This window comes from Methylophaga muralis (genome assembly GCF_001720165.1).
GTDB lineage: Bacteria > Pseudomonadota > Gammaproteobacteria > Nitrosococcales > Methylophagaceae > Methylophaga > Methylophaga muralis.
In genome coordinates this window covers 1-24,456 of sequence record NZ_MCRI01000014.1, presented here as the reverse complement: position 1 = coordinate 24,456, position 24,456 = coordinate 1, and the positions used below count along the sequence as shown (strand labels likewise).

Below are 24,456 nucleotides of genomic sequence, written 5' to 3'. Positions count from 1 at the left end.
GAGACTTAGAGGTTTCCTTTGATCTGTATCAAGCTGCACAATAGGCATATTGATTGATTTTTCAATAAAGGAAAGCGTTATTAACACTATCAGTATTTTAGGCAGCGGCTGGTTGGGCTTACCGCTCGCAACTCAATTTTATAAACAAGGTTTTAGCGTAAAAGCTTCGACACGCCATAATGATCGCTTCAGCGAAATTGCCTCTAGCGGTGCCAGCGCGTTTATCGTTGATATTGATGAATTAGCTGAAAGCGGTGAATTTTTACAGGCTGACATTCTGATTATCAACATCACCTCGAAAAACATCAGCGGCTTTGCCAGGCTTATTCAGCAAATTGAAACGTCACCAATTCAAAAGGTCTTGTTTATCAGTTCAACCTCGGTTTACCAGAATCTTAACCGCGAAGTTACTGAAGACGAACAGGCTGAGAATCACGATAGCGAGTTATGGCAAATTGAACAGCTGTTTCAAACTAATAAGAATTTTGAAACAACCATCTTACGGTTTAGTGGTTTGATTGATGAACGTCGCCATCCCGGCAGATTTTTTCGTAATGGTCGCAGTGTGCCACAAGCCGATGCGCCGGTGAATCTGATTCACCTGAATGATTGCCTGGGTATTATCGATGCCATTTTGCAACAGGAAGCCTGGGGAGAAATCTTTAATGGCTGTGCAGAGACCCACCCCAGCAAACGTGAATTTTACAGTTATGCAAGGCAATTAATGGGTCTATCGCCACCTGAATTTGATATCGAAAGCGATATAAAGTACAAAATCATCAGCAATCAAAAAGTTAAAAACAAATTAAACTATCGCTTTCAACACCCTGATTTAATGAAGATTGCTTTCTAATGGAAAAACAACTTTGTCCTTGCCAAAGTGGATCAGTGTATGAAGAGTGTTGTGGCTTGCTGCATCAAGGCAAGCAGGTTGCAATTAAAGCTGAGCAATTAATGCGTTCTCGCTACAGCGCCTTTGTAATGCACAATGTCAGCTATTTACAGGCGACATTGCACCCATCGCAACGACAACCGGATGATTTGCTTAATTTGCAGCAAACTATGGAAACCACGCAGTGGTTAGGTTTAACCATTGTCGATCACGCTGAAACTGATGATGAGGCGGAAGTCGAGTTTATTGCCTTTTATATAGATAAACCTATCGGACAGTTACACGAACGCTCCCGATTCAGTCGACAACAAGGCCAATGGTTTTATGTGGATGGCGAGTTTTTACCACCGATAAAACTTGGTCGTAACGATAACTGTGTTTGTGGCAGTGGCAAAAAACTTAAACGCTGTCATGGGCAGTCTTAAACGTTTGATTCACCCAAATAACGTTTACGTTTGGCAGGTTTTAACTGATGCAAATCCACCATTACCAAACCATCGATACAGTTGCCGAAATTGGCATCGATATTAAAATCAATAAACCGTACCCCACTCGGCTCACAAATATCGGCATACTGTTTATACAGCGTTGGCACACTCACATTCATATGAGCCAATTGTTCACGCATCGCGGTAAAGTCAGTGTCAGCATCTTGATGAACTAAAGTTGCATTAACCCGCTGCTGTATCTCAGTATCAAACAGATAGGGCACTCTGGCGCTTGCCAGTGTTTCTGCATCAGCAAAATGTTTTTGATAAAAAGTGACAATCAACGCCTTGGCAAAATCAGGATAGGTATTGCTCAGGCTGACCGGTCCAAACAGATAACGGATCTCTGGATAACGTTTTAGATATGCACCAATGCCATACCACAGATAATCCAAACTGCGCTTACCCCAGTATTTAGGGCTGACAAAACTACGACCTAATTCAATACTCACCGGAAAATACTGCTGCATCGCCGGGTTAAACTTAAACAGTTCACTGGTATAAATATCACGACCAGCAGCCATGATACGTGCGACTTCACCAATTCGATAAGCACCGGCAATCTCCAGCTCCTGCTCATCCCAGAGAATTAAATGCCGGTAATCACGATCATAATGATCAATGTCACGCTTTTTACCGGTTCCTTCGCCTACCTGTCTAAAGGTGATTTCCCGCAGCCGGCCAATTTCTTGTATCACTGCTGAATTCGCTTGATAATCAAAAAGATAAATCTTTTTGTTATCAGCCGTTTCACCTAACAATTCGGCTTGCTGCAATTCCTTTTTAATCGCCCGACGTTCCTGTGGATGAGCAATAGTTTGCTCGGTAACAAACAGTGGCTTTTTTCCTTTCGCCAGTCGATACAAATGGCGACGTAATAACTTGGCCTTTTCGGCTTTGATTAAAGGTAACTGCTCAATTTGCTGATAAGCAATCGGCTCTCCAACTCGCATGCCAATAGTTTTGGAATTTTTATTGAACATTTCATGCGCCAGCATCATGCCGGATAACGGTTTATAAACCATTGATGCACTGTAAAACAGTGAAGAATTTCTGGCTTCAACATATATCGGCAAAATGGGAGCCTGCGTTTTTTTGGCAAAATTTAAAAAACCGCTGTTCCATTTACCATCCCGTACACCACCTGGACGGATACGTGAAACTTCGCCGGCAGGAAACACAATCACAGCCTCATCATTATTCAGGCATTCTACTATTCGAGCGACACTGCTTTTACGGGTGGATTTGGAAAGATTATCAACCGGGAGAAATAATGAACTTAATGCTGAAAAATTCAGCAACATGTCGTTAGCGACGATTTTGACGTCACGTCGCACTTCACCCACCAGCTTTAATAAACACAAGCCATCCAAAGCCCCTAACGGGTGATTAGCGACAATAACCACACGACCAGTAGCAGGAATATTATTGCGGTGACGATGATTGATGCTGTAACTGAAATTGAAGTAATCCAGCACTTCATCAATGAAATCAAATCCTTCAAGCTGCTTGTGCTGTTCAAGGAAACGATTGACTTCTTGTTCGTGGGTAATCTTACGGAGGAACCCCAAAGTTGGGATTTTGACCCAGGGTTTTTGATGTTGAAAGTTGGGAAATTTTTGTTGAACGGCTTGTTCAATATTGAGCATACATATTCTCTGGTAACTTCATGCTACAAAGTCTAGAGAACACATATGACAAAAAAATAACGGTTTGATGACTGTTCGATGACAGCCTGGCAAACCGTTAAATTTGAAGGGTTTTAATTAGGCCGCTTGAACGGGAATGGCATGACGCATATGGGTAATATCATTATTTTCATTCAGATAGACCAGCGTCGGTTTGAAGCTTTTTACTTCTTCAGCATCCATAGCGGTATATGCACAAATAATAATGCGATCACCGGGGGAGGCTTTATGGGCCGCAGCACCATTCACTGAAATGATATTGGAGCCATCTTCAGCACGAATCGCATAAGTGACAAACCGTTCGCCATTAGCGACGTTATAAATATGGATTTGTTCGTACTCGTGAATGCCGGCGGCTTCGAGTAATTTGCCATCAATCGCACATGAGCCCTCATATTCCAGTTCGGAATGGGTCACACAGGCACGATGTAATTTAGCTTTTAACAGTGTCAGATGCATAGCAGGCAAATTTCCGTCAGTAAGCCGTGTATTATCGCTTTTTAAGAATTTTCAAGCAAGGTTGCAGGCAATATTGTCAATCAAGCGTACACTGCCCAGCCGCCCTGCCGCCAGCAAACGCAATTCTTTATCCACCGCCAGATCGACTATTTGCAGATCCTCTGCTCGGCGAATATCAATATAGTCCAGCGTAAAGCCAGCTTCTGTCAGGTTGAGATGAAATTGTTGCAGTAAAGCCGATTTTTCAACTCCCAACATCAACTGCTGTTTAAGCTCAAGCAAACTTGCATATAAGGTTGCTGCCTGTTGTTTTTGAGCATCACTTAAATGCTGGTTCCGAGAACTCATCGCCAAACCGTTCTCTTCTCTAACTATTGGTGCGCCTACAATTTTCACTGGCAGGTTCAAATCACTGACCAGTTTTTGAATCAATAATAGCTGCTGATAATCTTTTTCACCAAACACTGCGACATCAGCTTGCACCATATTGAATAGTTTGGTGACCACTGTGGCCACACCATCAAAGTGCCCTGGCCGTTCCAATCCACAAAGTTTGTCATCCATACCGGGTACATGAATAAAGGTGTGGAACTCAAAACCTTGGGGATACATTACATCAGCATCGGGAGTAAACAGCAGATTACAGCCAGCCTGCATCAACTTTTTCACATCATCCTGCAAGGTACGTGGATATCTGGCTAAATCCTGCTTGTCATCAAACTGCAATGGATTAACAAAAATACTGACCACCACTTTGTCTGCCAGAGTCTGCGCTTTTTTGACTAGTGAAATATGTCCGTCATGCAGATTTCCCATGGTAGGAACAAAAGCAATGGTTTCGCCGGCAGTACGCCAGGTTTTTATCTGGCCTCGCAGGCTCAGAATCGACTCAACAATTTGCATTAATATTGTTGCTCAGCAGTGGGGAAATCACCGTTTTTGACGGCTTCAACATAGCGACTTACTGCCGCGGGGATATGACCACAATCAGCAAGAAAGTCATGGCTGAATCGTGGACGTTTGCCGGGAGTAATGCCCAGCATGTCGTACAACACCAAAACCTGTCCATCACAATCGGCACCAGCACCAATGCCAATCACTGGAATGGAAAGTGCTTCACTGATTTTTTTAGCCAGTTCGGCGGGCACACATTCCAACACCAGCATATCGGCTCCGGCTTCTTCGAGACTGATCGCATCCTGCAGGATTTTCTCTGCTGCAGAAGCCTCTCTTCCCTGAACCAAATAACCGCCCAACTTATGAACCGACTGGGGCAATAAACCGAGATGACCACAAACAGGAATACCACGCTGTGTTAAAGCAGCGATTAATTCAACCAGCTCCGCTCCACCTTCCAGTTTAATCATCTGTGCGCCGCCTTCAGCCATCAAACGCGCAGCATTATGCAACGCCTGATCAATATTGGCGTAACTCATAAAAGGCATATCAGTGATTACAAATAAACGATCACTGCCACGAATAACATTAGCAGTGTGGTAGATCATATGATCTACGGTGACTGGCAAAGTACTTTCCTGACCTTGAATTACCATACCCAAAGAATCACCAACCAGAACGATATCGACACCAGCCTGCTCCAGTACATGGCTAAAGCTTGCGTCATAGGCAGTCAAAACCGCGATTTTATTTTTCTCGGCCTTCATTTTACGCAGCTGATTCAGGCTCAGACGGCTCATGCTTTTTTCTCTTTCACCGGCAGTGGATTGTAATATTGCCGACCACTTTGAATGGTTAAGATTTGATCTAACAGCTGTTGATAATCGGCTTCACTCTTCACCAGGTCAATCTGCTCTGCATTAACAATCAATAATGGTGAGGCATCGTAATAGTGGAAAAAATCCGCATAAGAATCTGCCAGACGTTTAAGGTAAGCGTCTTCTACATGCTGTTCATAGCTGATACCGCGTTGAGCAATTCGAGTTTTCAATGTTGGTAAGGAGGCTTGCAGATAAATTACCAGATCAGGCGTCCGATGATGCAGGGTAAGATTTTCATATACCATGTTATATAACGCCAGCTCATCATCATCGAGCGAGATTTGCGCGAATAATCGATCTTTTTCCAGCATAAAATCAGCGACATGCAACGAGGTAAATAAATCATCCTGCTGCAAGGTCTTGGCTAATTTAACGCGTTGCATCAAAAAGCTCAGTTGAGTCGGTAATGCTGATTGTTTAGGATGTAGATAATAACGTTCCAAAAACGGATTTTGTTCTGGTGCTTCCAACAAGGTATTGCCAGAAAAACTCTCGGCAATTCGTTTAACCAGATGGGTTTTGCCGACACCAATCGGACCTTCAACAACAATATAACGATGTGGCAATGTTTTCATAAGCTAATCTGTTCCACTTGTTGTAAATCACCTTGCGGGCATGATGGCAAGATTTTCTGCAATGTTCCAATACACGGGATTTCGATATCTGGTGCAATTTCAGCTAACGGATATAACACAAAAGCCCGTTCATGCATGCCGGGATGGGGAATTTTCAGTCGTTCATCATCCAATATTTGATCACCATAGAGCAAGATATCCAAATCCAAAGTTCGCTCTCCCCAATGACGCTTTCGTACTCGACCATGTAATTGTTCTACAGATTGTAAGGCGTCTAATAACTGATGGGGATTGAGACTGGTTTCCAACGCCAAAACGGCATTGATGTAATCAGGTTGATCTGCCGGGCCCATTGGCGGGCTCTGATATAACGAAGAGACTGAGACGATGTTGATATCAGCTAAAGACTGCAGATCATCTATAGCAGTTTTAATCTGTTGCAGTGGGTTTTCCAGATTACTGCCGAGTCCAATATAAGCGAGCATTATTCCACTTTTTTTATAACTGGTTTACGACGGCGGCGACGACGTGGTTTGCGTTTTTCTGCTTCTCCACCAGTCCCCAAAGCACTCACCATATCAGACTGAGTGGTTGCAGAGGCCTGCTGAAAGGTAGTCCACCAATCCGTCAGTTCCTGTAGTGGTTCACCAGATTGGGCTCGCAAAGCAAGAAAGTCATATCCTGCGCGGAATTTTGGATGCAATAGTAAAGCAAAGGCACGTTTGCCCTGACGACGAGTCAATCTTGGTTGCATGGTCCAGATATCACGGGTGACCAGACTGAAACGTTTGGGTATTGCCACGATTTGAATCTGCTCGGTTAAAACTTCTCCGGCCGCACGCTGCATCGCTGGAATTTCCGGCATGTCCTTGCTTAACTGCAGCCAGCGTTGCCGCAGCGGTTCCCACAATAAGGCGGCGAACAAAAATGCCGGTGTGACTGGTTTATTATCAGCCAGTCGTTTATCGGTATTCTCCAGCGCTTTCATCAACAAAGTTCGTGGATAACCGTCTTTTTCCTGATGTAACAACGCTGCAGTTTGTGGATAAAGATGATCAAACACACCATAGTGACAAAGCAGCTCGTGAGTAACAGCAGCCTGTCCACTTAAGTAAAGCTTTAAGGTTTCATCAAATAGTCTGGCCGGAGGAATATCGCCGAGCAAGGGTGCTAAATCAACAATCAACTGTTCGGTTTCGGCTTCCAGTTTGAGACCCAACTTGGCCATAAAACGCAAAGCCCGCAGCATTCTGACAGGATCTTCACGATAGCGAACCGGTTTATCACCAATTAACTGAATCAGACCCGCTTGCAGATCGGCGATGCCACCGGTGTAATCCACAATCGAAAAATCACGGATGTTGTAATAAAGCGCATTAATGGTGAAATCTCGCCGCCAGGCATCCTGTTCTAATGTGCCGTAAACATTATCCTGCATGATCCGGCCTTGATCATCGACATGATTTTTGGCTTCAGGTGGTGCACGGAATGTGGCTACTTCAATAATTTCATCACGACCAAAACGCACATGAACCAGTTTAAATCGCCGACCAATTAGCTGACTACGGCGAAATAAACGGTGGACTTGTTCCGGCAATGCATTGGTGGTGATATCAAAATCTTTAGGTTCATAGCCAAGTAATAAATCGCGGACACAGCCACCCACTAGATATGCCTCAAACCCGGCATCTTTAAGGGTATAAAGTACTTTTAACGCACTGGGGCTGATGAGGTCGCGGGAAATATTATGGTCTGAGCGCGGCACGATGAGTGGTGCGGCTCCCTCGGCTGCTGCGCGGCTTTTTTTGCCGGCTTTGATCCGTTTGATTGAGTTAATGAGTGAGTTTATCGACAGCATAAGGTGCGAATAATACCATGCTTGTAAGCGATAACTGGAAAATGCATAAATTTATCTTATGGCCCGGCGAACTGGTGCAAATGACCGCCGATGAATGGGGGATGGTCCAAGCTCCAGTAATGCTTGTTGGTGCTGTGCGGTCGGATAGCCTTTGTGTTTTGCCAGTCCATAGCCGGGATAAAGTTGATCCAAGACCAACATTTCACGATCCCTGGCCACTTTGGCTAATATTGAAGCAGCAGCGATGGCCGGCTCGCTCAAATCACCTTTAATGATCGTGGTGACTGGGCAATTCAAATTTGGTGCATGATTGCCATCAACCAGGGCATGCTCAAGAGCGAAAGGCAAAGCAGCCACTGCACGTTGCATCGCCAGCAAACTGGCTTGCAGGATATTTAACTGATCAATTTCTTCCACTTCCGCCCTGCCAAGCGCCCATGCATAAGCATATTGCTCAATCATTGGCACCAGCTGTTCTCGACGTTTTTCACTGAGTTTTTTAGAATCCGTCAGACCATGAATGGGTTTACCAGGATCCAGAACCACAGCAGCGGTAACCACGGGGCCGGCTAATGGGCCTCTTCCGACTTCATCTATACCGGCAATTAACGCGATCACACTCATTTAGAAAGTAATCTCAGCACAAGCTCAGCAGCATTATCTGCCCCGCCACTCGGTCCAAGCGCATTAAGCACCTGTTGACGGATTTGCTCAGCGTGCTGCATTCGTTGGGGATGTGTCAGCAAATCCATTAACTGCTGTTCCAGCCGAACGGCAGTGACTTCATCTTGCAGTAATTCTTTAATGACCGGCTGCTGCGTCACAATATTGCATAATCCTACATAAGGAATTTTCACCAGCCGTTTCAGGATTCGATAACTCCATGGTGAAACTTTGTAGGTAATAAAATGCGGCACACCTATCAATGCAATTTCCAGCGTTACGGTGCCTGAAGCAGCCACGATGGCATCACAAGCTCTAATAACCTCGTAAAAGTCGTCTTTAATAATGCTAATGCGTAACGGTGAGCCTGCTACAAACTGTTGCAGGTAGGTTTCATCAATTCCCGCAGCTTGAGGGATCACTATCTGAATCGGAAAATGGCGTTTCTGGATCCGCTCAGCCGCTTCCAACATTACTGGTAGTAAAGCTGAAATTTCACTACGCCGGCTACCGGGAAACAAACCAATCACTCGAACAGCTTTATCCAGAGCAAATTTCTCTCGTGCGGTTTTCTGGGTAAGCCCTGTCTGAACTGCATCGACTAACGGGTGCCCGACACAAGTTACAGCCACCCCAGCGGCCTGGTATATATCCTGTTCAAATGGAAACAACACCGCCATATGGTCAACATCGCGTTTGATTTGCTCGATTCGCCCCGCTCGCCAGGCCCAGATTTTCGGGCTGATGTAATACAGCACTTTAATACCGAGTTTTTTAGCTTGTTTAGCCAGTTTCAGATTGAAGCCGGGATAATCCACCAGAATAAGTAAATCGGGTGGTTGGCGGCGTAACTCGGCTACGACCTGATTAAAAATGCCTTTAATTTTGGGATAGCGTTTGATGACTTCCACTAAACCCATCACCGCAAGTTCTGCAAAATCGATATTGATATCGGCACCAGCCGCCCGCATTTTTTCACCACCGATTCCAGTGATATAAATAGCAGGTTGCTGTTTTTTTAATGCGCTGACCAAGCGGGCAGCATGTGCTTCGCCCGATGCTTCTCCAGCAACAATATAAATATGCTTATTCACCGGTTATATTCAATCTTCTAGGTAGCCGGTTAATTCCAAACCAAAGCCAGAGACACCCGTTAGTTTAGTTGGGGTGCCGATCACGCGCATTTTACGCACACCCAAATCCGCTAAAATCTGTGCGCCTACGCCAAAGGTTCTTAAATCCCAACTGGCTTTGAATGGTGCGGCTTCACCTTGATCTTGCTGCTGGTATCGAGCAATTTTAGCCGCCAGTTGCTTATTTTGTTCTGGTTGCCGCAATACTACTAATACGCCTTTACCAGCCTGCTGAATTCGGCGCATCACATCCGGCAAAGGCCAATGTGTCGGTTCACGTTTTGATGCCAGTAAATCACCCAATGGATCAGCCATATGCACCCGCACCAATGTTTCCTGTTCGGCATCGATATCACCGTAAACCAGAGCCAAATGGGTTTGGCTGTTTACATCATCCTGATAGCTGTGCAAGGTGAAATCACCATATTCTGTCGGAAAATTACAGGTCGACATGGCTTTAATGGTCATTTCATTTTGTAGACGGTAGCTGATTAAATCTGCGATGGTGCCGATTTTAAGCTGATGGGTTTCAGCAAAAATCTCCAAATCCGGGCGCCGCGCCATGGTGCCATCATCATTGAGGATCTCAACAATGACTGCTGCAGGTGTACAACCCGCCAGATGTGCTAGATCGCAACCGGCCTCTGTATGTCCGGCACGGGTTAATACCCCACCTGGCTGGGCTTTTAACGGAAAAATATGTCCCGGCTGAACCAAATCCTCGGGCTTGGCTTGCGTAGCCACTGCTTTTTGAATCGTTAATGCACGGTCAGCGGCAGATATCCCAGTTGTTACCCCTTCAGCGGCTTCAATTGAAACGGTGAAATTGGTGGCATACGGTGTTTGATTATCGGTGACCATTAATGGCAGACGTAATTGACGGCAACGATCTTCAGTCAAAGTCAGACAAATCAGTCCACGACCGAATTTAGCCATAAAGTTAACTGCTTCAGCAGTTACCTTATCAGCGGCCATCACTAAATCACCTTCATTTTCGCGATCTTCGTCATCCATGATGATGACCATTTTGCCTTGTTTCAGATCATCAATGATCTCTTGAGTACTATTGATTTGCATTAACGGATATAACCATGTTGTGTAAGGAAGTCCCGGCTGATGTTAGAGCCGGTCTGAGGTAGCAAACGCTCGAGATAACGGGCAATCAAATCTACTTCCAGATTGACCTTGGTACCAGTTTGATAATGTTTAATGATCGTCTCTTCAAGTGTATGTGGAATGATATTAATATCAAACCCACCATCAAAAACGCCATTGACTGTCAGACTAACCCCATCAATGGTAATTGACCCTTTTTCTGCGATATAACGCTCCAGTTCTGCAGGGACTTTTATCTTATATTGCCAGGAACGCGCCGAAGCCGTTTTACTGATCACTTCACCCAAACCATCAACATGCCCGCTAACCATATGACCACCTAACCGATCGCCAACGGCAAGGGCTTTCTCAAGATTGGCTTCACTACCCGTTTTTAATTGTCCCAGACTGGTACGCTGCAGTGTTTCTTGAGACACATCAAACTGTAAACTTCTGCTCGCCATTTCGACTACAGTTAAACACACACCATTGACCGCAATGCTATCTCCGAGCTTGACGTCGTTAAGATCCAACTTCGCAGAGTCAATATGCAAGCGGATATCACCACCTACCGATTGCAGAGATTTGAGCTGACCTACAGCCGCAATAATACCTGTGAACATGAATTAAAAAGCCTCGTTATAGTGTGGTTTAGCGGTAATTCGCCAGTCATTGCCAACGGCACGAATATCAGTGATATCTAATTCAATATTTTGTGCCATATAGTCCATACCGGGCAGATGGAAAACAGCTCGGGCGGCATCCCCCATCAGTTTGGGTGCAACATAAAAAATCATTTCATCGATTAATTGTGAGCGTAATAATGCACCGTTTAAGACAGCGCCGGCTTCAACCATAACTTCATTGATTTCACGTTTGGCCAATACCGATAACATTCCACTTAGATCGACCTGGTTATTTGGTGCTGGCAAAACAATGGTTTCAACATCATTACGCACCATGCGATCACAGGCGGTAAACAGCAATACTTTTTCGTCGTTGAGAATTTGGGCATTGGCAGGCATACGCAATTCACTATCGACAATGACTTTTAACGGTTGTCGTATGGCTTCTCCATGGGGATACCAATCAGCAACATGACGAACGTTTAACAAGGGATCATCGGCAATAACCGTACCGACCCCAGTGACAATCGCTGAGCTACGTGCTCTGAGTTTTTGTACATCAGCGCGGGCTTCCGGTCCGGTTATCCATTTACTTTCGCCTGACGCCATTGCCGTGCGACCATCAAGGCTCATCGCCATTTTACTTCGCACATAGGGTCTGCCTATACGCATACGTTGAATAAAGCCTGGATTTAATTGCTCAGCTTGCGATGTCAGTATGCCCTGATGAACTTCTATTCCGGCCTGTTCAAGCCGTTGCATACCGGTTCCAGAAACCACAGGATTGGGATCGGTCATTGCCACAAATAAACGTTTTATTCCGGCTCGAATCAGTGCATCAGCACAAGGCGGTGTACGGCCAAAATGACTACAGGGTTCCAGAGTCACATAACAATCAGCGCCTTCTGCATTATGTCCTGCATCGTGTAAAGCATTGATTTCTGCATGGGCTTCACCGGCGCGATGATGCCAGCCTTCACCAATAACCTGATCATTTTTGACAATGACACAGCCCACCCTTGGATTAGGATCAGTGGTGTATAAACCTTTCCAGGCCAGCTGTATGGCCTGTGCCATAAATTGTTCGTGTTGGCTCATTGGGGTTGCCTCCACAGATGATCTTTTACATTGATTGTAATCGCATTCGAATGATGCGTTTGCATAAACTGTAGCTGACTATTAAATTCAGCTGTCTTTATCAGATAAAGCACGATTTTCCATACGTTCGATTTCTTCCCGAAACGCATTCACATCCTGAAAACTACGATAAACCGAAGCAAACCGGACATAAGCTACTTCATCCAGCTCACGCAATGCATCCATTACCCAGTCACCAACGAGACGACTCTGCACTTCTCTTTCACCGGTTGCCCATAAGCGTCTGGTGATAGTTTTGACCGCATTATCAATGGCATCAATACTGACTGGGCGCTTTTCAAGTGCACGCATAATACCGGCACGCAATTTATTTTCATCAAACGCTTCACGGGTAGCATCACGCTTGATCAACCGTGGCAGACTCAGTTCAGCTGTTTCGTATGTGGTAAAACGTTCATTACACACCTGACACATGCGACGACGTCGAATCGCATCTCCCTCGGAAGAGAGACGCGAATCGACGACTTTTGAATCTTCAGCTCCGCAAAACGGGCAGCGCATCAGTCAGCACAAACTTATGAGTAAACTGGCAGACGTTTACAGATTTCCGTCACCTTGTCACGGATGGCTGCGATCACTTTTTCATCGCCATGACTGTCAATGACATCACACATCCAGCCCGCCAAGTCGGTGCAATCCTGTTCACTGAAACCACGCGTGGTGACAGCAGGAGTACCAACACGAATACCAGAGGTAACGAATGGTGATTGCGGATCATTAGGCACGGCATTTTTATTGACCGTAATATGCGCATTACCCAGCCATGCATCAACTTCTTTACCGGTCAGACCAGCTTCAATTAAGCTGACCAGGAACAGATGGTCATCGGTTCCTTTAGAAACGACATCATAGCCACGGGCCATAAATACTTTGGCCATCGCCTGGGCATTTTTAACAACTTGCTGTTGATAGGTTTTGAACTCCGGCAACATTGCTTCTTTGAAAGCAACCGCTTTTGCCGCAATCACGTGCATTAACGGTCCACCCTGGAAACCAGGGAAAACAGCTGAGTTCAGCTTTTTCTCAATTTCAGGATTGGATTTGGCCAGAATCAGACCACCACGTGGACCTCTTAATGTTTTGTGAGTAGTTGTGGTCGTTACATCAGCGATTTGTACCGGATTTGGATACAGACCAGCAGCGACCAAGCCGGCCACATGGGCCATATCAACCAGTAGATATGCGCCAACTGAATCCGCAATATCACGGAATTTTTGCCAGTCGATAATACGTGAGTAAGCCGAAAAACCTGCAACGATCAGTTTTGGCTGATGTTCTTTAGCCAGTTTTTCAACTTCGTTATAATCAATCTCACCGGTATCACTGCTAATGCCGTAAGCAACAGAATTATAGATTTTTCCGGATGCACTGACTTTGGCACCGTGAGTCAAATGACCACCATGTGCCAGACTCATTCCCAGAATCATATCGCCGGGTTGCAATAAGGCTAGATAAACTGCAGCATTAGCTTGTGAGCCGGAATGTGGTTGCACGTTAGCGTAATCAGCACCGAATAAAGCTTTTGCTCTTTCAATCGCCAGATCTTCAGCGGTATCAACATGCTCACAGCCGCCATAGTAACGTTTGCCAGGATAACCTTCTGCGTATTTGTTGGTTAACAATGAGCCCTGAGCTTCCATCACCCGTGGGCTGGTATAGTTCTCAGAAGCGATTAATTCGATATGATCTTCCTGACGTTGTTCTTCAGCAGAAATTGCCTGAAACAACTCGTCATCAAAATCAGCAATGCTCATGTTTTTTTTGTACACAGTTTTCCCCTGTAGCGGCTGTAAATGCCCGCATATTGTATCCCACAACGCACGCAGCATCTATGTAAGAATAGAATTTTTAGTTAAACAAAACCGGAGTCAGATATGAAAATAGCCATTCTTGGTGGTGGCCTGATGGGCAATGCATTGGCAGAGCGTCTTCTCGACCAGAAATGCGAGTTGAGTATCTACAACCGAAGCATTGAAAAGGTTGCTAATTTAAGCGCTCAAGGTGCCCGAATCTGTGAAACGGCCAGCGAAGCTGTTCAGCAAAGTGAAATAGTTATTTTGCTGTTGAGTGATGCCGATGCAATTGCCACAGTTCTGGACAATGTGGATCCCGCAGTCTTTGCAGACAAGCTGTTTATGCAAATGGGAACCATTGCTCCCGAACAATCTCAGCATCTTGAAAGTCAGTTAAATAGTGTAAATGCCGCGTATCTGGAGTGCCCGGTATTAGGTAGCTTGCCTGAAGCCCGTAGTGGTAAATTAATTCTAATGGCAGCAGGCCCTGAAGATAATTATAGGTCAGTGTTGCCCCTATTGAAGTTAATAGGAGAAACACCGCGTTATATTGGTGATACGGGGCAAGGCGCTGCGATTAAGCTCGCAATGAACCAGTTAATTGCAGGGCTTACAGCAACGTTTTCACTGAGTCTTGCCATGATTGAGGAACACCAGATTGATGTTGAGCCGTTTATGCAGATAGTGCGTGAAAGTGCACTTTATGCTGCAACATTTGATAAAAAACTCGAACGTATGCTCAATCGCAACTTCAGTGATCCGAATTTTCCCACCAAACATCTGGCAAAAGATACACGGCTATTTCTGGAGGTCGGTGAAAAACTTCGACTTGATACAACGGCACTGGAAGGCATTAGTCGATTATTGGATAAAGCCATGGCAATGGGCATGGAAAATACTGACTATTCCGCACTCTATGCCGCGATTTCGCCTGATCGAAAATAATCCCACAGACAAAAACGCCCTCTTTAATAGGGCGTTTTAATCAGGCTGTTTATTTAATTAGAGACTAAATAGATCCCGGCGAATAATGGTTTCGCAACGATCAGGACCTGTTGAAATAATATCAATCGGCACGCCAGCCAATTCCTGAATTTTGTCGATATAGTTCCGGGCATTTTCTGGTAATGAATCAAACTGGGTGATACCCAATGTTGAATCCTGCCAACCGGGCATATCAATATAAACTGGCTCGCACCCCTCAAACTCATCCGCACTCAATGGCAGGACAGTTACATCTTCACCGTTGCGTTTATAACCAACGCATAAACGAATGATTTCCAACCCATCCAATACATCCAATTTGGTTAAACATAAACCAGTAATACTGTTAATCCAGCTGGCGCGGTTTAATGCCACCATATCCAGCCAACCACAGCGGCGATCACGCCCGGTAGTCGAGCCTTTTTCATGACCTTTAACTGATAAATGTTTACCGATGTCACAGCTTAATTCTGAAGGGAATGGCCCTGCGCCAACACGGGTGGCGTAAGCCTTGGTAATGCCTAATACATAATCAATATGGCACGGGCCAACACCAGCACCTGTTGCACTGCCACCGGCAGTTGTGTTTGATGAAGTTACGTATGGATAAGTACCATGATCGATATCCAGTAAAGCGCCTTGAGCACCTTCAAACATCACGCGATCACCGTTGAGATAATACTGCTGTAGCATCGCCGGTATATCGGCAATCATTGGCAGTAACACATCCCGCATAGCTAATGTTTCGTCACGCACTTGTTCAAAACTGACTGGCGCTGCCTGATAGTAATTAATCAAGGCAAAGTTATGGAAACTCACCACTTCACGCAGTTTTTCCACAAACTTCTGTTCGTTGACCAAATCACCAAGACGTAAACCACGGCGCGCAACTTTATCTTCATATGCTGGGCCAATGCCGCGTCCAGTTGTACCAATCGCATCTTTACCACGACGGGATTCTCTTGCGACGTCTAACGCCACGTGATAAGGCAAAATCAATGGACAGGCAGCACTGATTTTCAGGCGCTGACGTACTGGAATACCATTGGCTTCCAGCTCATTCATTTCTTTAATTAATGCTTCAGGAGATAGCACCACGCCATTACCGATAAGGCATTGAACATGCTCACGCAAAATGCCTGAAGGTATCAGGTGCAGAATAGTTTTTTTACCCTCAATAACCAGGGTATGACCTGCATTATGTCCACCTTGAAAGCGTACTACAGCTGAAACGCTGTCGGTCAGCAGGTCAACAACTTTTCCTTTACCCTCATCGCCCCATTGGGAACCGATTACTACAATATTTTTAACCACGCGTGTTATTTCCTGTATCGACCACTTGCCAGCGGCCATCTTGTTGAATCAATGTTTTTTCGGTATTTATTGTGCTGCCAGGTAAAGCGAAAACGACAATATTACCCTGTTCACGTAAGCTTTCAACCAGATCAAGCTGTGATTGATCTGATGACCAAGTAGCGCTAATCAACTGGCGCTTTTCCCTTGGTTTGGGAAAGCTGGTCACTAGTTTTTTCAAATCTAAACTGAAGCCCGTAGCAGGTTGGGCATGACCGAAATCCTGTCCAATATCATCATATCGTCCACCCAACGCAATGGCTTGTGCCGAACTTGATTGATATGCAGCAAACACTACGCCGGTATGGTAGTGATAGCCGCGCAGCTCAGCCAGATCGAAATTCAACTGTATGCCTGATAAACGCTGTTGTGACATTTCAGCCAACATATTTAGCGTTTCCAGCGCTTGCAGTACGGATTCCGGTGCGTCCTTCAAGATCTGCTTTGCTTTGTCCAGCACTTTCACGTCGCCATTTAACTCAGACAATGCAACCAGCATTTTTCTGGCCGGTTCATTAATGGCATAGCTGGATAATAAACTTTCAATTTCCGGCAAAGCCTTACGCTGCATTGCAGAGAAAAGCGCTTGTTCCTGCTCGTCATCCAGTTGAGCAAAATCGGCTAAGCCACGGTAAATGCCAACATGACCGATATCTAAAGAGATAGATCCGGCCACACCGCTGATCTTGAGCAATTCAACCATTAGCTGAATGCTTTCCATATCACTTTCCGGACCAGCATGGCCGTAAATTTCAGCACCTAATTGGATCGGATTACGTGAGCTGGCCTGACCAGCTGGTAAAGTATGCAAAACACTCCCGATATAGCACAGGCGTAACACATCTGAATTATCTCTAAGTCGATGTGCTGCAATTCTGGCCACCTGCGGGGTCATATCCGCACGAATACCAAGTAAACGACCAGATAGTTGATCAATCAGTTTAAAAGTTTGTAAATCGAGTGTTTTTGCCGTACCTGTCAGTAAGGAATCTAGGTATTCGACTAGCGGTGGGACCACAAGTTGATATCCCCAACTCTGCATGCGATCCACTAACAGGCGATGCATTCTTTCCAGCTGGGCAGCTTCTTCCGGCATTAATTCATCGATGCCCTCTGGGAGCAACCAACTTTCTTTTAATGTCATGTAAATTAATTAACCCAATATAAAATCAGCAAACCTGCCACCATGCTGAGCAACCCTACTGTGCGTAATTGCTGATCAGTCATGGTGACAATTTGCAGTAAGGCTCGCCTTAATGCCGCAGGATTAACAAAAGGCATAATCCCTTCAATAATCAGCATTAATGCGGTGGCGAGCCATAAGCTGTGGATTAGAGACTCACTCACTAGTCCAGTATATTCAAGTCACTGAAACTGCTGAAAAAATCACCTTTTGGTTCAATCACCAGCAGATCATCCCCTTGGAAAATATGCTGATATGCGCCTAAACGACGGTAGAAAGAGTAAAACGACTCGTTCTGACCGTAAGCATCTGCGTAGATTTGTGTTGCAAGTGCATCACCTTCACCTCGCAGCATTTCAGACTGACGATTAGCTTCAGCCAAAATAACGGTTCTTTGTCTGTCAGCATCTGAACGGATTTTTTCAGCTTCTTCCGCACCACGAGAGCGTAAATCTTTGGCAACACGCTCACGTTCAGCTTCCATACGGGTATAAACTGATGAACTAACTTCAGTAGGTAAATCAATACGTTTGATACGAACGTTGACCACTTCAATACCAAACTCATTGGCAATGCGGTTTGCCTCGTCCATCAGGCCACTGACCATAACTGAACGTTCACCAGAAACCACTTCCTGAATAGTGCGACGACCAAACTCAGCACGCAGTCCATCTTTAATGATTTGCGATAAACGCAGCTTGGCGCTTTCTTCGTCGCCACCCATCGATGTGAAGTAATCTGCAACATTAGCAACACGCCACAGGATAAAAGAATCCACGATAACGTTCTTCTTTTCACCTGTCAGATAACGAGCAGGTGTGGCATCAAGGCTCAGAATTCGCCCATCAAAACGACGTACTTCATTTACAAATGGAATTTTAAAATGAATACCCGGTTCAAAATCAGCTTTTTCGATTTGACCTAAACGCAGCAAAATCACTCGTTCACGTTCATCTACGAAGAAGATAGCAGAACTGAGTGTGATCAGTGCCAGTACAACAATAAAGATAATTGCAGTAAATCTAGAACTCATGATTAACGTCCTCCCCTGCTACGTGAACCATCTTGAGCTGATGTGCTCGATGACGTTTGGGGGTTATTGGTGGTCGGATAATTTAAATTGTTTAAATCTACGCGGGGCGCATTGCTACTGCCACGCATTTTATCCAGTGGTAAGTAGAGAACATTGTTGCCACCACTATCCACGTCAACCATAACTTTTTGGCTACGGCTATAAACCGATTCCATCGCATCGATATAAAGACGTTCCTGAGTAATCAAAGGCGCTTTTTCATATTCAGTCATAACTTGCACAAAACGACTTGCTTCACCGTTTGCTTTGGCGACCACCTGACTTTTGTATGCCTCAGCTTCCTGAATAACACGGAAAGCCTGACCACGAGCACGTGGAATAATATCGTTTGAATAAGCTTCTGCCTCATTCTTGGCACGGACTTCATCTTCACGTGCTTTAACGACGTCCGCAAAGGCATCCTGTACCTGCTCAGGTGGCTGTACGTCCTGCATACTGACGCTGGTTACCGTTAAGCCTGTGGCATGCGCGTCTAACATTGCTTGCAAACGTTGCTCAGTTCGAGTTGCAACTTCACTACGTCCTTCAGTTAAAACGAAGTCCATCGTTGATTGACCAACCACTTCACGAACAGCACTTTCCATCATCTGACGGAGAATAGTGTCTGGAGTACGCACATTAAAGAGATACTCTGCCGCATCATTAATACGATATTGACCAGCAATTTTTAAATCCACTATGTTTTCGTCGTTGGTAAGCATCAGTGATTCAGATAAAACATTGCTTTCTGGTCGACCACCGCTTGAGCGATAACCGATTTCTACAGAGCGTATTTTAGCCACATCAACCACCTCAACCCGATCTATCGGGTAAGGGAAATGCCAATGAGGTCCAGGCATAGAGGTATGGCTATATTGGCCAAAACGTAATACCACGCCTCTTTCAGCTGGCTCTACAATGTAGATACCGGAAAGTAACCATACTAACAAAATAATGGCAGCGATTAATCCTGCGCCAATTGAGCCTGATTTGCTGCCACCTTCTGGAGGTTGAGTATTATTACTTCCGCCACTATTACCGCCGAACATTCCGGCAAATTTTCGCTGCAGATTTTTTACAACTTCATCAAGATCAGGGGGCCTTCATTACTACCACCACGCTTACCCCATGGGTCTTTATCACCACTACCGGGTTCGTTCCAAGCCATGTACCGCTCCAAAAATTAATTTATGATTTTCAATATGGGAACCGAATGAATCTATTTTACGGACATGGGTGCCGATAGCAACCAAAAGTCCGCTTAATTGACTGATTCAATCGCTAAGAGTTGCTCAGGAAAATATTCTTGTAATGCCAGTCTAAGTAGATCCAAGCCTTCACCAGTATGGGCAGAAAGCCAGATGCGACGAATTTTTCCTTGCTGATCCCGTTCTAGTTTTGGCTGAACGTTTTCTAAGCGGTCAATTTTGTTATAAATAATCAATTGCGGTAGTTCATCAGCGCCGATTTGCTGTAAAACCTCATCAACGTGTTTCATGAGTTCATCTCTGTCCACCGCTGCAGCGTCAACCACATGCAACAGTAATGATGCATCACGGGTTTCTTCCAGGGTAGAACTGAATGACTCAACCAAATCATGGGGCAATTGGCGAATAAATCCTACTGTATCAGCTAGAATCAAAGGCTCGGTATCCGCTATCCTGAATCTTCGTAATGTAGGATCCAAAGTGGCAAATAAACGATCATCAGCATAAACATCTGATGCTGTCATGCGATTGAACAACGTAGATTTTCCCACGTTGGTATATCCCACCAGTGAGACAACAGGGACACCGGCACGTTGTCTGGAACGTCTTCCCTGATCGCGTTGCGAACGGACTTTTTCAAGTCGTTTTTTCAGTGATTTGATGCGTTGACCTAATAAACGTCTATCGGTTTCGAGCTGGGTTTCACCTGGACCACGTAAACCAATACCACCTTTTTGTCTCTCTAAGTGAGTCCAGCCGCGTACTAATCGGGTGGAAAGATGTTGTAACTGGGCTAATTCAACCTGGAGCTTACCTTCATGCGATCGTGCTCTGCGGGCAAAAATATCCAGTATCAGACCGGTACGTCCTAACACACGACATTTAAGCCGTTGCTCGAGGTTACGTTCCTGACTGGGAGAAAGTTCGTGGTTAAAAATAACCACCGCCGCATCATTAGCAGAAACTAATTCGGCAATCTCTTCGACTTTACCGGTTCCAGCAAAATACTTTGAATCTGGCCGTTGACGTTTACCATGCACCACTGCGGAAATATTGGCCCCTGTTGAATTAACCAATTCAAGGAATTCTTGTTGGGTTTCATCAAAACTACGGTCATTAAAATCGAGATGAACTAGAACTACCGACTCTTGTTCGGCATTTTCTTCAAAAGCGGCATTGCTATCGGGTCTGTCAAACAATCAATAAACTCCCTTACTCTTCTTGGGTTATCTGAACATTTCTTGCAGGAACAATGGTTGAGATTGCGTGCTTGTATACCATTTGATTAACGGAATTTTTCAGCAATATCACAAATTGATCAAAAGAGTCGATTTGACCCTGTAATTTAATACCGTTGACCAGATAAATCGAAACTGGAACATTTTCGCGACGTAATGCATTCAAAAAAGGATCCTGCAAGGATTGGGCTTTAGCCATTGTCGACTCCATCGTTGTTATTATTGTTAAAACGCTAAGGTGTTACGGGCATTCTAAAAGGCTGCGCAGAATCGTCAAGCATTATCGGATTCTGATAGTTTCGAGCGTATAAAATCCAATACCTGTTTGTTTGGCAAATCGTTACCACTATCAAACCAAACTCCATCTTTTTGGGCTCTTAACCAAGTTAATTGGCGTTTCGCCATTTGCCTGGTGGCGATTATCGCTCTTTCAATAAAAGTGTTTTCATCATACTCACCATTCAAAAAAGACCAAGCTTGTCGGTAACCAACTGCGCGAATGGATGGAAGTGCAGCATGCAAATCTCCTCGCTTCTGAAGCTTTTTAACTTCTTCGATAAATCCCGCTTGCATCATCATCTCATAACGTTTTGCTATGCGTTGATGCAGAATCTTTCTATCAAAAGGTGACAAAATAATTTTGATAACGCTGTACGGCAGCAAGAAATCTGAGTGTTGTGTCAATTCAGTTAGTGGTTTCCCTGAAATCTCATACACTTCCAAAGCTCGTAATAATCTTTGTGGATCATTAATATGGATGCGTGCTGCAGAGACAGGATCAACTTCATTTAAACGTTGGTGCAAGTGCGACAGTCCGAATTGCTTCAGTTCTTGCTCAAGCTTTGCCCTGATATTAGCGTCGGCTTCTGGTAATTCAGCAATACCGTACTGTAATGTTTTGAAATACAGCATGGTGCCACCTACAAGTAAGGGGATTTTGCCACGCTTGGTAATATCAGCCATTAAAGCTAATGCATCTTGACGAAAACGACCGGCAGAATAAGCCTGTTGCGGATCAATGATATCGACTAAATGATGCGGGAATTGCTGCAATACTTTTGTATCAGGCTTGGCAGTACCGATATTCATTTGCTTATAAATAAGCGCAGAGTCGACACTAATAATTTCTACTGGCAGGTTCTGAGCCAGAAATATTGCCAGATCAGTTTTACCGGCGGCCGTTGGGCCCATCAAAAAAATTGCCGGGGGTACTGCAACCAAGCCTTTCGACAAACTTATGTTTAACCTTGTTTCATTGAGTCAAAAAACTCAACATTCGTTTTAGTAGATTTCAGGCGATCCATAAGGAATTCCATAGCTTCGATGGGTTCCATTGGTGCCAGAATTTTCCGAAGGATCCATAATTTCTGCAAATCTTCTTCATTTGTCAGTAATTCTTCTCGGCGAGTACCGGAGCGGGTGACATTGATAGCAGGATAAATACGACGATCAGCTAGTTTACGCTCAAGTAATACTTCCATATTACCCGTACCTTTAAACTCTTCGAAAATAACTTCATCCATCCGCGAACCAGTTTCAATCAAAGCGGTTGCAATAATGGTCAAGCTGCCACCCTCTTCAATATTTCTTGCCGCACCGAAGAAACGTTTTGGACGTTGCAAGGCATTTGCATCCACACCACCAGTTAAAACCTTACCTGAAGAAGGAGATACAGTATTGTAAGCGCGAGCCAAGCGAGTGATTGAATCCAACAGAATAACTACGTCATGTTTATGTTCAACCAAACGTTTGGCTTTTTCGATAACCATTTCGGCAACTTGCACATGACGCGTTGCTGGCTCATCGAACGTACTTGATACAACCTCACCTTTTACTGAACGTTGCATTTCAGTCACTTCTTCTGGGCGCTCATCGATCAATAATACGATTAAGGTACTTTCAGGATAATTGCTGGCAATCGACTGTGCGATTGATTGCAAAATCATTGTTTTACCAGATTTTGGTGGTGCAACAACCAGACCACGTTGACCTTTACCGATTGGTGAGGCCAAGTCGATTATGCGAGCAGTTAAATCTTCGGTGCTGCCATTACCTCGTTCAAGATTGAATCGTTCGTTGGCGAAAAGAGGTGTCAAGTTTTCAAATGGAACTTTATTGCGCGAATTCTCAGGTTTTTCGTAGTTGATTTCATCAACTTTTACCAAGGCAAAATAACGTTCACTATCTTTAGGAGGACGGATTTTTCCTTTTATCGTATCCCCAGTTCGTAAATGAAACCGACGAATCTGACTTGGTGAAACATAAATATCATCTGGACCGGCAACATAGGAGTCTTCAGGAGAACGTAAAAAACCAAAACCATCTGGTAATAATTCCAAAACCCCTGTGGTATAGACGTCATCACCTTGTTTTGCATGGGCTTTGACCAAAGCAAATATAAGTTCTTGTTTTCGATTTCGGGCTAAGCCCTCAAGATTCATGGAGAGAGCAAGTTCCATCAATTCAGCAGCGGACTGCCTTTTTAGTTCTGTCAGATTCATGTATTACCTAAAATGGGTTTTTATATCAGAATTGCCTTGGATGCGCGTGGAGAACGCGTATGTTTGAAGTTTGGGAGATTTAACTGGAAAATTGCCAGCAAGAATATCAGTAATAATTACACCCGTCCAGCATTTTTGGGAAAAATATCCCTAATCTTTAAAAGTAAATATATGTAAATGATTTATCAGTGAAACTTATACTATATTGATTGTGTTCTAACAGACTGACAATCACTTTTCACGAGGCCATTAATGAAATTATTATCCAGATTTGTCATGGCAAATCTACTGCTGGTTCTTTTGTCGGGCTGCAGTAATGTACCGAAACAAATTAGTACAGCTCCAGTCGATGATATTCAGCTTAATGAAATCAAAGGTCAAGTTGATAGTTTCTCTGCACAACAAGTTCGTTGGGGCGGTGAAGTGGTCAGTGTTGAAAACAATAATGATTCTTCGATCATCCAAGTGGTTCAATACCCGCTTAACCATTATGGTAAACCGATTACCAATCAACCTAGTGATGGCCGATTCCTAGCTAAAACAACTGAATTCATTGATCCTGTCGTTTATAAGGAAGGGACAATACTGACATTTACCGGAACTCTGGACGGGGAAGCGGTACGCATGGTGGACAAAAAAGAATTATCCATGCCGGTGATTAATGTTTCTACCATGTATAAATGGCAGCCATATCGTACTGTACAGAGGGAT

The 24,456-nt window shown here is 44.5% G+C and carries 27 protein-coding genes and 1 pseudogene; 4 read left to right on the top strand and 24 right to left on the bottom strand.

Going from position 1 to position 24,456, the window contains the following annotated elements; genetic code table 11:
- Window positions 1-49: 49 nt before the first annotated feature.
- On the top strand, window positions 50-853 hold the full coding sequence (locus A9E74_RS07505; protein WP_245652097.1) for an NAD(P)H-binding protein: 804 nt from the start codon (window positions 50-52) through the stop codon (window positions 851-853).
- Window positions 853-1,317 carry a YchJ family protein gene (locus tag A9E74_RS07500; RefSeq protein ID WP_069296022.1) on the top strand — a complete coding sequence of 155 codons (465 nt, stop codon included), beginning with the start codon at window positions 853-855 and terminating at the stop codon, window positions 1,315-1,317. The genes A9E74_RS07505 and A9E74_RS07500 overlap by 1 nt, the downstream gene beginning before the upstream one ends.
- On the opposite strand, the gene olsF is transcribed toward A9E74_RS07500, so the two are convergent.
- The 14 genes from olsF to glyA all read right to left on the bottom strand — a co-directional run bounded on the left by olsF (window position 1,314) and on the right by glyA (window position 14,182).
- Window positions 1,314-3,029 (bottom strand): bifunctional ornithine lipid synthase OlsF, encoded by a 1,716-nt coding sequence (gene olsF / locus A9E74_RS07495; RefSeq protein ID WP_069296021.1) that lies wholly within the window; start codon window positions 3,027-3,029, stop codon window positions 1,314-1,316. The genes A9E74_RS07500 and olsF overlap by 4 nt on opposite strands.
- 117 nt (window positions 3,030-3,146) lie before the next feature.
- Window positions 3,147-3,527, bottom strand: coding sequence for an aspartate 1-decarboxylase (panD, locus tag A9E74_RS07490; RefSeq protein ID WP_069296020.1), 381 nt, complete (start codon window positions 3,525-3,527; stop codon window positions 3,147-3,149).
- Between the two features lie 51 nt (window positions 3,528-3,578).
- A complete protein-coding gene (gene panC, locus A9E74_RS07485; RefSeq protein ID WP_069296019.1) occupies window positions 3,579-4,430 on the bottom strand; it encodes a pantoate--beta-alanine ligase in 852 nt (283 codons plus the stop codon).
- On the bottom strand, window positions 4,430-5,224 hold the full coding sequence (gene panB / locus A9E74_RS07480; protein ID WP_069296018.1) for a 3-methyl-2-oxobutanoate hydroxymethyltransferase: 795 nt from the start codon (window positions 5,222-5,224) through the stop codon (window positions 4,430-4,432). Before panB ends, panC begins: the two co-directional genes overlap by 1 nt.
- Window positions 5,221-5,880 carry a deoxynucleoside kinase gene (locus A9E74_RS07475; RefSeq protein ID WP_069296017.1) on the bottom strand — a complete coding sequence of 220 codons (660 nt, stop codon included), beginning with the start codon at window positions 5,878-5,880 and terminating at the stop codon, window positions 5,221-5,223. The genes panB and A9E74_RS07475 overlap by 4 nt, the downstream gene beginning before the upstream one ends.
- Window positions 5,877-6,365, bottom strand: a complete 489-nt coding sequence (gene folK / locus A9E74_RS07470; RefSeq protein WP_069296016.1) for a 2-amino-4-hydroxy-6-hydroxymethyldihydropteridine diphosphokinase — start codon at window positions 6,363-6,365, stop codon at window positions 5,877-5,879. The genes A9E74_RS07475 and folK overlap by 4 nt, the downstream gene beginning before the upstream one ends.
- Complete coding sequence (gene pcnB, locus A9E74_RS07465; RefSeq protein WP_069296015.1) at window positions 6,365-7,738, bottom strand: polynucleotide adenylyltransferase PcnB; 1,374 nt, start codon at window positions 7,736-7,738, stop codon at window positions 6,365-6,367. The genes folK and pcnB overlap by 1 nt, the downstream gene beginning before the upstream one ends.
- Before the next feature lie 51 nt (window positions 7,739-7,789).
- Window positions 7,790-8,362: a ribonuclease HII gene (gene rnhB, locus A9E74_RS07460; RefSeq protein WP_069296014.1), complete on the bottom strand. Its 573-nt coding sequence runs from the start codon at window positions 8,360-8,362 to the stop codon at window positions 7,790-7,792.
- Complete coding sequence (gene lpxB / locus A9E74_RS07455; RefSeq protein WP_069296013.1) at window positions 8,359-9,495, bottom strand: lipid-A-disaccharide synthase; 1,137 nt, start codon at window positions 9,493-9,495, stop codon at window positions 8,359-8,361. Before lpxB ends, rnhB begins: the two co-directional genes overlap by 4 nt.
- Before the next feature lie 9 nt (window positions 9,496-9,504).
- On the bottom strand, window positions 9,505-10,611 hold the full coding sequence (gene ribBA, locus A9E74_RS07450) for a bifunctional 3,4-dihydroxy-2-butanone-4-phosphate synthase/GTP cyclohydrolase II (protein ID WP_069296012.1): 1,107 nt from the start codon (window positions 10,609-10,611) through the stop codon (window positions 9,505-9,507).
- On the bottom strand, window positions 10,611-11,252 hold the full coding sequence (locus tag A9E74_RS07445; protein WP_069296011.1) for a riboflavin synthase: 642 nt from the start codon (window positions 11,250-11,252) through the stop codon (window positions 10,611-10,613). Before A9E74_RS07445 ends, ribBA begins: the two co-directional genes overlap by 1 nt.
- Before the next feature lie 3 nt (window positions 11,253-11,255).
- Window positions 11,256-12,353, bottom strand: coding sequence for a bifunctional diaminohydroxyphosphoribosylaminopyrimidine deaminase/5-amino-6-(5-phosphoribosylamino)uracil reductase RibD (gene ribD / locus A9E74_RS07440; protein WP_069296010.1), 1,098 nt, complete (start codon window positions 12,351-12,353; stop codon window positions 11,256-11,258).
- An 87-nt stretch (window positions 12,354-12,440) separates the two neighbouring features.
- Window positions 12,441-12,914 (bottom strand): transcriptional regulator NrdR, encoded by a 474-nt coding sequence (gene nrdR / locus A9E74_RS07435; RefSeq protein WP_069296009.1) that lies wholly within the window; start codon window positions 12,912-12,914, stop codon window positions 12,441-12,443.
- A 14-nt stretch (window positions 12,915-12,928) separates the two neighbouring features.
- Window positions 12,929-14,182, bottom strand: coding sequence for a serine hydroxymethyltransferase (gene glyA / locus A9E74_RS07430; protein WP_069296008.1), 1,254 nt, complete (start codon window positions 14,180-14,182; stop codon window positions 12,929-12,931).
- 105 nt (window positions 14,183-14,287) lie between these two features.
- Here glyA and A9E74_RS07425 point away from each other — a divergent pair, with 105 nt between their 5' ends.
- Window positions 14,288-15,151, top strand: coding sequence for an NAD(P)-dependent oxidoreductase (locus A9E74_RS07425; RefSeq protein WP_069296007.1), 864 nt, complete (start codon window positions 14,288-14,290; stop codon window positions 15,149-15,151).
- 57 nt (window positions 15,152-15,208) lie between these two features.
- On the opposite strand, the gene A9E74_RS07420 is transcribed toward A9E74_RS07425, so the two are convergent.
- The 10 genes and pseudogenes from A9E74_RS07420 to rho form a co-directional block, all read right to left on the bottom strand.
- Window positions 15,209-16,504 carry an adenylosuccinate synthase gene (locus tag A9E74_RS07420; protein ID WP_069296006.1) on the bottom strand — a complete coding sequence of 432 codons (1,296 nt, stop codon included), beginning with the start codon at window positions 16,502-16,504 and terminating at the stop codon, window positions 15,209-15,211.
- Window positions 16,497-17,687 (bottom strand): ATP phosphoribosyltransferase regulatory subunit, encoded by a 1,191-nt coding sequence (locus tag A9E74_RS07415; protein WP_069296005.1) that lies wholly within the window; start codon window positions 17,685-17,687, stop codon window positions 16,497-16,499. Before A9E74_RS07415 ends, A9E74_RS07420 begins: the two co-directional genes overlap by 8 nt.
- Window positions 17,688-17,692: 5 nt before the next feature.
- Window positions 17,693-17,890 (bottom strand): DUF2065 domain-containing protein, encoded by a 198-nt coding sequence (locus tag A9E74_RS07410; protein ID WP_069296004.1) that lies wholly within the window; start codon window positions 17,888-17,890, stop codon window positions 17,693-17,695.
- Complete coding sequence (gene hflC, locus A9E74_RS07405) at window positions 17,890-18,759, bottom strand: protease modulator HflC (RefSeq protein WP_069296003.1); 870 nt, start codon at window positions 18,757-18,759, stop codon at window positions 17,890-17,892. The genes A9E74_RS07410 and hflC overlap by 1 nt, the downstream gene beginning before the upstream one ends.
- A 2-nt stretch (window positions 18,760-18,761) precedes the next feature.
- Entirely contained in the window at window positions 18,762-19,847 is a 1,086-nt protein-coding gene (gene hflK / locus A9E74_RS07400; protein ID WP_245652103.1) for an FtsH protease activity modulator HflK, read from the bottom strand.
- Window positions 19,848-19,892: 45 nt separating this feature from the next.
- Window positions 19,893-19,966: pseudogene (locus tag A9E74_RS14730) on the bottom strand (protease modulator HflK N-terminal domain-containing protein); the annotation flags it as partial.
- A gap of 93 nt (window positions 19,967-20,059) precedes the next feature.
- Window positions 20,060-21,205, bottom strand: coding sequence for a ribosome rescue GTPase HflX (gene hflX / locus A9E74_RS07395; protein ID WP_069296002.1), 1,146 nt, complete (start codon window positions 21,203-21,205; stop codon window positions 20,060-20,062).
- Between the two features lie 13 nt (window positions 21,206-21,218).
- Window positions 21,219-21,443 carry an RNA chaperone Hfq gene (gene hfq, locus A9E74_RS07390; RefSeq protein ID WP_069296001.1) on the bottom strand — a complete coding sequence of 75 codons (225 nt, stop codon included), beginning with the start codon at window positions 21,441-21,443 and terminating at the stop codon, window positions 21,219-21,221.
- A gap of 74 nt (window positions 21,444-21,517) precedes the next feature.
- Window positions 21,518-22,435 (bottom strand): tRNA (adenosine(37)-N6)-dimethylallyltransferase MiaA, encoded by a 918-nt coding sequence (gene miaA / locus A9E74_RS07385; RefSeq protein ID WP_069296000.1) that lies wholly within the window; start codon window positions 22,433-22,435, stop codon window positions 21,518-21,520.
- A gap of 50 nt (window positions 22,436-22,485) precedes the next feature.
- Window positions 22,486-23,745 carry a transcription termination factor Rho gene (gene rho / locus A9E74_RS07380; RefSeq protein WP_069295999.1) on the bottom strand — a complete coding sequence of 420 codons (1,260 nt, stop codon included), beginning with the start codon at window positions 23,743-23,745 and terminating at the stop codon, window positions 22,486-22,488.
- Between the two features lie 252 nt (window positions 23,746-23,997).
- On the opposite strand from rho, the gene A9E74_RS07375 reads away from it, so the two are divergent.
- Window positions 23,998-24,456: Slp family lipoprotein (locus A9E74_RS07375; protein WP_069295998.1), on the top strand; the 459-nt coding region annotated here is incomplete at its 3' end.

Excerpts from the sequence above, each read along its gene's own strand:
- ribBA (WP_069296012.1), bottom strand. The coding sequence starts at position 10,611 with ATGCAAATCAATAGTACTCAAGAGATCATTGATGATCTGAAACAAGGC.
- hflC (WP_069296003.1), bottom strand. The coding sequence starts at position 18,759 with ATGAGTTCTAGATTTACTGCAATTATCTTTATTGTTGTACTGGCACTG.
- A9E74_RS07475 (WP_069296017.1), bottom strand. The coding sequence starts at position 5,880 with ATGAAAACATTGCCACATCGTTATATTGTTGTTGAAGGTCCGATTGGT.
- olsF (WP_069296021.1), bottom strand. The coding sequence starts at position 3,029 with ATGCTCAATATTGAACAAGCCGTTCAACAAAAATTTCCCAACTTTCAA.
- panC (WP_069296019.1), bottom strand. The coding sequence starts at position 4,430 with ATGCAAATTGTTGAGTCGATTCTGAGCCTGCGAGGCCAGATAAAAACC.
- panB (WP_069296018.1), bottom strand. The coding sequence starts at position 5,224 with ATGAGCCGTCTGAGCCTGAATCAGCTGCGTAAAATGAAGGCCGAGAAA.
- rnhB (WP_069296014.1), bottom strand. The coding sequence starts at position 8,362 with ATGAGTGTGATCGCGTTAATTGCCGGTATAGATGAAGTCGGAAGAGGC.
- A9E74_RS07500 (WP_069296022.1), top strand. The coding sequence starts at position 853 with ATGGAAAAACAACTTTGTCCTTGCCAAAGTGGATCAGTGTATGAAGAG.
- ribD (WP_069296010.1), bottom strand. The coding sequence starts at position 12,353 with ATGAGCCAACACGAACAATTTATGGCACAGGCCATACAGCTGGCCTGG.
- rho (WP_069295999.1), bottom strand. The coding sequence starts at position 23,745 with ATGAATCTGACAGAACTAAAAAGGCAGTCCGCTGCTGAATTGATGGAA.
- A9E74_RS07415 (WP_069296005.1), bottom strand. The coding sequence starts at position 17,687 with ATGACATTAAAAGAAAGTTGGTTGCTCCCAGAGGGCATCGATGAATTA.
- folK (WP_069296016.1), bottom strand. The coding sequence starts at position 6,365 with ATGCTCGCTTATATTGGACTCGGCAGTAATCTGGAAAACCCACTGCAA.
- hflK (WP_245652103.1), bottom strand. The coding sequence starts at position 19,847 with ATGTTCGGCGGTAATAGTGGCGGAAGTAATAATACTCAACCTCCAGAA.
- A9E74_RS07425 (WP_069296007.1), top strand. The coding sequence starts at position 14,288 with ATGAAAATAGCCATTCTTGGTGGTGGCCTGATGGGCAATGCATTGGCA.
- miaA (WP_069296000.1), bottom strand. The coding sequence starts at position 22,435 with ATGGGCCCAACGGCCGCCGGTAAAACTGATCTGGCAATATTTCTGGCT.
- pcnB (WP_069296015.1), bottom strand. The coding sequence starts at position 7,738 with ATGCTGTCGATAAACTCACTCATTAACTCAATCAAACGGATCAAAGCC.
- hfq (WP_069296001.1), bottom strand. The coding sequence starts at position 21,443 with ATGGCTAAAGCCCAATCCTTGCAGGATCCTTTTTTGAATGCATTACGT.
- panD (WP_069296020.1), bottom strand. The coding sequence starts at position 3,527 with ATGCATCTGACACTGTTAAAAGCTAAATTACATCGTGCCTGTGTGACC.
- nrdR (WP_069296009.1), bottom strand. The coding sequence starts at position 12,914 with ATGCGCTGCCCGTTTTGCGGAGCTGAAGATTCAAAAGTCGTCGATTCG.
- A9E74_RS07445 (WP_069296011.1), bottom strand. The coding sequence starts at position 11,252 with ATGTTCACAGGTATTATTGCGGCTGTAGGTCAGCTCAAATCTCTGCAA.